Below are 7231 nucleotides of genomic sequence, written 5' to 3'. Positions count from 1 at the left end.
CAGCAGCATCGGCCCGGCGGCGCGGTGCAGTGCGCCGTCCACGCCGCCCCCCCCTGCCAGTCCGGCATTGGCGGCGTTGACCACCGCGTCGACCGCCGTGGCGGCAAGGTCGCCGGTGGACACCACCAACAGGCCGTGGCCGGAAGGGCCGGGGATGCTCAGGGCCAGATCGTCCACAAGGGCCGTCCTGAAAAACGTTGGGGGAACATTCCGGGGGGCTGCGGGCTGCCGGGGCGCGCGGCCCCACGCACGTTCTTCGGCATGGCGCGCACCACACAGCCGAAGCCGGGCACGCCTACCAGACCGCCTTGCGCTCCTGGTACCGGGTGTCGAAGCGTTCCAGTTCCGCCTGGTCTTCCGGCGTACGGATGACCGCTCGCGCCTTGTCGCGCAGTTGCTCCACCTTTTCCTTCTCGTTGGAGTACAGCGCGCTGTAGGCAAGGTGCAGGTAGCCCTTGAAGACCTGCCCGTCCATGCCCAGGGCGCGTCCGTAGTAGTCGTGCACCTCGGAATCCTCGGGCAGGTGGCGCAGTACTTCCTTGTAGTAGGTATAGGCCTCGTTGCGCTGCCCGGCATCGAACAGCAGCCGCGCGTAGAAGAACAGGGCCATGTAGTCGCGCGAATTCATGAGCACGGCGCGTTGCAGCATCTGCGCGGCGCGGTTGCGGTCGCCCTTGGTGTAGTGGAACCGCCCGGCCTCGCGCCAGACCAACTGGTCCTTGGGATTGCAGGCCAGCGCCCGGTCGAAGGCCGCAGTGGCCTCTCCAATCCGGTTCAGGCGCGAATACAGGATGGCCAGCCCCAGTTGGGACATGCAGTCGGTGGGCTTGGCCTGTTCGAAGGTGCGCAGGGCGATGGCGGCGTCTGCGTAGCGGGCGCGCACCAGCAGTTGCACCCGGCGGAACCGTTCGTCGTCGTCCTGCCGGTTGCGCACGCTGGCGGACTGCTGCTCAACGCGCAGGCGCACTTCGCTGATGCGTTCCGTGATGTTGGGGTGGGTGCTGAGATACGCGGGCACGTCCGTGCCGGTGGACCAGTTCTGCCTGCGCAGCTTTTCGAAGGCCCCGGCCATGCCGTCCGGGCGGAACCCGGCGGCCACCAGGTACTGCATGCCTGCCTGGTCCGCATCCGCTTCATCGATGCGGCTGTAGTTGAGCATGGCCGTCTGGCCCGCCGCCAGCGAACCGGCCATGGCCGCGCCCTTGCTGCTGCCGCCGCCCATGAAGGCCCCGGCCAGCGCCCCGGCCAGACTGAGCAGGGTGATGCGCTGCGACTTTTCGATGCGGCTGGCGATGTGACGCTGGGTGACGTGGGCCATTTCGTGGGCCAGCACGCCCGCCACCTCGCTTTCGTGCTCCATGGCCATCAGCAGGCCGGTGTGCACGAAGATGTACCCGCCGGGACTGGCGAAGGCGTTGACCGCGTTGTGCATCAGCACGTTGGTCTCGAAATCGAAGGGCTGCGGCGGCACCACCGCCTTCAGCCGTTCGACGATGGACCGCACGTACTCCTTCACCTCCGGGTCTTCAACGAGCGGCAGGCGGGCCTTGATGAGCACGTTGAACTTCTTGCCCAGTTCCACCTCGTCCTTGACGGTGAAGTCGCCAAGGAAGGCTCCGGCGGACGGGGCAAAGGCGGGCAGGGCCTGGCCCAGCAGCATCAGCGCGCACAGGCACAGGGCAAGCGCGCCCCGCAGGCGGGCGCTAAACCAGCCGGTGCGGGGCGCGGAAGAATGGCGGAAGCGGGTGGGCATGCGCGCCTTATAGCACGTCCCACACCGCGCCGGAAGGCGTATCGCGCACCTCTATGCCGAGGGCGGCGATTTCGTCGCGGATGGCGTCGGCACGGGCAAAGTCCTTGTCTGCTCGGGCGTTGATGCGGGCTTGCAACAGTTCTTCGACCCTGGCCGGGTCGATGGACTTGCGGGCCACGCGGCAGGCGCGCAGTTCCGCCAGGAATCCTGCGGGCTCGCGGCCAAACACACCCAGCACGGCATGCCAGATGGAGGCCTCGTCCAGCACGGCACGGAAGAAGGCGCGAGCGCCCTCGGTCTTGCGCTGGCCCTTGTTGTCCAGGATGCGGTTGGCCAGGCGCACCATGGTGAACACATGGCCCAGGGCGGCAGCGGTGTTCATGTCGTCTTCCATGGCATCAGTGAAGGCCTGGCGCAGGCCTTCGAATTCCTCGGTCACGTCCTTGGGCAGGGGGCCGGAGGTCCACTTTTCGCGCTCGAGTTCGGCGTGCAACAGGCCCAGCGCCTCGTAGATGCGCTTGAGATTCTTTTCCGCCTCGTCCATGGACTCGAATGTGAAGTCGATGGGGCTGCGGTAATGCTTGGTCAGCAGGAAGTAGCGCAACGTTTCCGGCAGGTAGTTTTCAAGGATGTCGCGGATGGTGCGGAAGTTGCCGAGCGACTTGGACATCTTTTCGGCATTCACCTGCACGAAGCCGTTGTGCACCCAGTAGCGCACGAAATCCTTGCCAAGGGCGGCCTCGGTCTGGGCGATTTCGTTCTCGTGGTGCGGAAACACCAGGTCCTGCCCGCCGCCGTGGATGTCCAGGGGCAGAGGCAGATGCTTTTCGCTCATGGCGGAGCATTCGATATGCCAGCCGGGGCGGCCATTGCCCCACGGGCTTTCCCAGAAGGGTTCGCCGGGCTTGGCCGCCTTCCACAGGGCGAAATCGAGCGGATCTTCCTTTTCCTCGCCGGGGGCCACACGGGCGCCGGAGCGCAGGTCGTCCACGTCGCGACCGGAAAGCTTGCCGTAGCCGGGAAAGGCGCGCACGCGGAAGTACACGTCGCCAGAGGGGGTGGCGTAGGCCTTGCCCTGTTCGATAAGCCGCACGCACAGCGCGATCATTTCCTCGATGTGCGTGGTGGCGCGGGGTTCCAGGTCCGCCCGCAGCACGTTCAGGCGATCCATGTCCTCGTAGAAGGTGGCGATGTACTTTTCGGCCACTTCCTGGCTGGTCAGGCCTTCCTGGTTGGCGCGGGTGATGATCTTGTCATCCACGTCGGTGAAGTTGCGCGCGAAGGTGACGTCGAGCCCGGTGTGGCGCAGGTAGCGCACCAGCACGTCGAACACCACGGCGGAGCGGGCGTGGCCGATGTGGCACAGGTCGTACGCGGTGATGCCGCAGACGTACATGTTGACCTTGCCGGGCACGGCAGGCTCGAAGTGTTCCTTCTTTCGGGTCAGGGTATTGTACAGTTGCATTGATGCTCCCGTGAAAGTGCGGTGTGGTGCGTCGGCGAACGAGCGCCGTATGCCGGATGGCGCCCGGCACGGTGGACAGGCTGATGAAGAGGCGTGACGCGGGCGTTCGGCCTGCAAGGCCGATGTCCTGCCTAGCAGCCGCCGGTGCAGGCCGGTCCGTCGAACTGGTCGATGCGGCGCTGGTGGCGACCACCCTCGAAAGGGGTGTCCAGAAACAGGTCCACAAGGCCCATGGCCACGCCGGGGCCGGTCACCCGTTCGCCAAGGCACAGCACGTTGGCGTCGTTGTGCCGGCGGGTGGCGCGGGCGTGGAATTCGCAGGTGCACAACGCGGCGCGGATGCCCGGAAAGCGGTTGGCGGCCATGGACATGCCGATGCCCGTGCCGCAGACCAGAATGCCGAAGCCGCCGGTGGCCAGCACCCGTTCGGTCACCTTGGCGGCGTACAGCGGGTAGTCACAGCTTTCGGCGGTCTGGGGGCCAAGGTCTTCCACCTCGCGGCCCGCGGCCTTGAGGTGGGCGACGATGATCTGTTTCAGGGCGAGACCGGCGTGGTCGGAGCCGATTATGACGGGTGCGGACATGTGATTTCCTTGCTGCGTGCTGGCGAAAATATGGGGTATGCGCCCGTGGCGGGCGCCGTGCATGCCGTGGAACCGAAGCCGGTCGTGCGTCCCGGATGCGGGACGGGTCCGGCTGGCGCAGGGAATGTGCTGTTCCGTGGGACGGTTGTCAAGACGGCGACATGGCCGGGTAAAAAAGAGGACGCCAGCCTGGCTGGTTTCTGCCGGATCAGTTCTCGCCAGCCCTGCCGTTCGAGCCGCAACACCGGGCCATGCGGGCCAGGTGGCGCTCGCGGTCAGCAGCGGCGCCGGCGGCATGGCGGGACAGTTCGTCGCGCAGAAAGGCGGCGCGTCCGGCCAGCTCGCGAACGCGGGCGTCATCCGTCAGTTCGCGAACGCGGGCGTCGTCTGCCAATCCGGCGGCATCAAGGCTGTCCGCTTCCAGCAGTTCCGACACGCGTCGGCCCAAGGCGGCGTATTCCTCGTCCATGCGGCGGCGCAACTGGCGCGCTTCCATGCCGCGCAGCACGCCGGAAGCCACGCGGCCCAGTTCGCCGCGCAGCACGCACAGCCCCACCTTGAGGTTGGAGAGCACGGCCGAAAGAGAGAAGGAGGTATGGGGATCGGGCGCGGTCATGAACGTCTCCGTCACGTTGTGGTGGCTGCGGGGCATGCCCGTTGGTGGAAGAGTCGGGCCAGCTGGATAGCCATGCCAGCCGAATAGTCGGGCCCTCAGCCCGTTTTGTCGGTCAGCCTGCCGGAGCGGTCAGGCTGGCCGGAACAGTCGGTGATGCGTGCTCTCCGCTGCTGCCCGGGATGGTCCGGCAAGGGGTGGCCCACTAGCGCCGCGCGCCTTCGCGCAACGGCAAGACCTCGGTGCCTTCGGGCAGTTCCAGCCCCAGTTGTTCGCCGGAGAAGGCTTGCGGACGTTCGCGTTCCTTCACCAGCAGGATGGCGGAATACCCCTTGGCGTGGGTGATGGTGATCTTGCGGGGCAGGGGGGGCACGGCCTCGTCATAATCGATGCGCATGTCCCATCCGGCCTGCTTTTCGCCGGGGGGCGTATCCGTCCAGTGACGGGGCAGCCCTTCGGGGGAAAGTTCAAGCATTCCGCGAACCCTGCCGCGCGGCAGAGTGTAGGCGATTCCCCCGTCCGCCACAAGCCGTGCGTCCGTGCGGGCATCGTCGAAGACCCGGGAGAAGCGACCGTTCAGCAGGTTGGCCAGGTCCGGCACGGAAAAGGGCACCGGCACGCCGAACGAGAGCAGGGCGCGTCCGCCCTGGTTCATGTCGCCGCTATGGTAGTAGGCGCGGTTCTCGTTGGGGGCATAGGCAAGGAAGGTGGTGTCGTCCTCGCGGATGCGGGCCACGGTGGCCCCGATGCCCGCCATGATGTCCAGGCGCAACGGCACGTCGCCGTTGGACCACAGCAGGGCCACCACGCGGTTGCCTTCATGTTCGCCGGTCTTGTAGCGCAGGCTGGCGTTGACCCGGAAGGGGCCTGCATCCGCGTCATTGGTCTGCGCCCAACTGCGGTAGGCATGCCAGGCTGCGTCGGCCTGTTCCGCGGTGGCGGGCACGCCGGGGGGCACGCGCGTGGCGCAGCCCTGCAACAGGGCGGCCATGACAAGGAGGATAAAGACGGGCAGGGCCGCGACCGGCAGGGACCACACGCGACGGCGCACGTCAGTGTCGTGCGCCCCGTTTGCCTTGGTCACGCCGGTTGCCTTGTTCATCATGGACAGGACGAAAAGCCGGAAGGGTGGATGCATCACAGGTTCTTGAGCTTTGCGGTAACGTCCGCCGCGTTGGCGGGCGACATTTCCAGGGCCTTGCGATAGCCCTTGCGCGCCTCTGCCTTCTTGCCGAGGGCGGCGGCGATGTCGCCGTAGTGTTCCCAGATGGTGGGATCGCTGGCGCCCAGTTCCACGGCGCGACCGATGGCCTGCCACGCCTCGTTCAGTTCGCCCCGGCGGTAGTGCGTCCAGGCCAGCGAATCGATGATGTAGGTACTGTCGGGCGATTCTTCAAGGGCACGGGTGATCAGTTCCAGCGCCCGGTCCAGATCGCGCCCCTGTTCCGCCAGGGTGTAGCCCACGTAATTCAGGGCCTGGGCATGGCGCGGGTGGTCGGCGATAACCTGCTCCATCATGGCGAACGCCTCGGCCTTCTGCCCGCGCTCGTCCAGGATGATGCCGCGCATGAAGGCTATTTCCGCGTCGTCGGGCCAGAACTTGCGCGCCTCGTCCATGACGGCCAGGGCCGCTTCCGGCTTGTCGCTGTTCAGGTACAGTTGGGCCTCCATCTGCCAGAATTCCTTCTGGCCGGGGTACAGCTTCTGTCCTTCCTTCAGCGTGGCCAGCGCCCCGGTAAGGTCGCCGCTTTCGTACTGCAGCTGGCTTTTCAGGCGCAGGGCACGGTCGTGATACTTGTTGGACGGGGAGATTTCCGACAGCCAGTGCAGGGCCCCGGCCGGGTCGCGCCTGCCCTCGAAGGACAGCACGGCCAGGTAGAAGTACACCTCTTCGGGCGCGCCGGGGGTGTCCTTGACCACGGTAAGCAGGGCGTCGGCCTGTTCGTAGAACTTTTCTTCCAGGAACAGGGTGGCCGCCGTGAGCAGAAAACCGAATGTTTCCGGACCCTGGCGGGCCAGTTCGTAGGCCTTGGCCGGGTTGTTCAGCTTCAGGCTGATGGCGATGAGCCGCAGCCACACGTCCTGGTTGCTTTCGTCCAGGGTGATGATCTGCTCGTAGGTGCGCTCGGCTTCCACGTAGTCCTTGCGCAGTTCGTAGATGAAGGCCAGTTCCGCCCAGGCTTCAAGAAAGTCGGGCGCGGCCTTGACGGCCTTGCGCAACTGGCCCAGCGCCTCGGAATGGCGGTTCAGCCCCACCAGGGCGCGGGCGTGGTAGTAGCGCAGCACGGGGGTGCGGTTGCGGTCGGCAATGCCGGAGAGCAGCTTGTCCGCCTCGGCGAAATTGCGGGTTTTCACCAGCAGCAGGGCCAGTTCCTGGCGGGCCTGTTCGTCCTCGCCATGGGCGGTCGCGAAGCTGCGCAGGGTGTACAGCGCATCGCCTGTGCGGTTTTCCTCAAGGTAGGTTTCCACCAGCAGCAGGGTGATGTCCAGGTCGTCGGGGTAGCGGGTCACGCCTTCCTGCAACACCTGGCGGGCCAGGGTCACTTCCTTGCGCGAAAGCAGGAACGAGCCGCCGTCAATGAACACCCTGGGCGACGGATCGAGGGCTACCAGTTGTTCGATGGCCGTCAGCGCATCACGCATGTTGCCGGTGCGCCCCGCCTGCTCAAGGAGCAGGTAGTAGTAGGTGGTGGCCGCATCGGGCGACAGCCGCCACTCCACGGGGGGGGCGGGCTTTTCCGGCGCGGGCTGGCGGGTTGCGCAGCCGGACACGCCGACGGCCAGGCAGACCGCCGCCAACAGCGCGGCGGCACGGG

The 7231-nt window shown here is 66.6% G+C and carries 7 protein-coding genes; all 7 read right to left on the bottom strand.

The window, feature by feature from the left end:
* Positions 1 to 156: macro domain-containing protein (locus FVW20_RS03505; protein WP_372434961.1), on the bottom strand; the 156-nt coding region annotated here is incomplete at its 3' end.
* Between the two features lie 139 nt (positions 157 to 295).
* Complete coding sequence (locus tag FVW20_RS03500; RefSeq protein ID WP_196608317.1) at positions 296 to 1753, bottom strand: M48 family metalloprotease; 1458 nt, start codon at positions 1751 to 1753, stop codon at positions 296 to 298.
* Positions 1754 to 1760: 7 nt separating this feature from the next.
* Positions 1761 to 3218: a cysteine--tRNA ligase gene (gene cysS, locus FVW20_RS03495; RefSeq protein ID WP_196608316.1), complete on the bottom strand. Its 1458-nt coding sequence runs from the start codon at positions 3216 to 3218 to the stop codon at positions 1761 to 1763.
* A 131-nt stretch (positions 3219 to 3349) separates the two neighbouring features.
* The gene (gene rpiB / locus FVW20_RS03490) at positions 3350 to 3802 is read right to left on the bottom strand and encodes a ribose 5-phosphate isomerase B (protein WP_196608315.1); all 453 of its coding nucleotides are present in this window, start codon (positions 3800 to 3802) and stop codon (positions 3350 to 3352) included.
* 208 nt (positions 3803 to 4010) lie between these two features.
* On the bottom strand, positions 4011 to 4418 hold the full coding sequence (locus FVW20_RS03485) for a hypothetical protein (protein WP_196608314.1): 408 nt from the start codon (positions 4416 to 4418) through the stop codon (positions 4011 to 4013).
* A gap of 202 nt (positions 4419 to 4620) precedes the next feature.
* Positions 4621 to 5499 (bottom strand): hypothetical protein, encoded by an 879-nt coding sequence (locus tag FVW20_RS03480; protein WP_307831329.1) that lies wholly within the window; start codon positions 5497 to 5499, stop codon positions 4621 to 4623.
* 53 nt (positions 5500 to 5552) lie between these two features.
* The coding region (locus FVW20_RS03475) for a tetratricopeptide repeat protein (RefSeq protein WP_196608313.1) at positions 5553 to 7231 on the bottom strand (1679 nt) is incomplete at its 5' end.

Source organism: Nitratidesulfovibrio oxamicus, assembly GCF_015731765.1.
GTDB classification, from domain to species: Bacteria; Desulfobacterota; Desulfovibrionia; order Desulfovibrionales; family Desulfovibrionaceae; genus Cupidesulfovibrio; species Cupidesulfovibrio oxamicus.
This window is presented reverse-complemented; position numbering and strand designations above follow the sequence as displayed.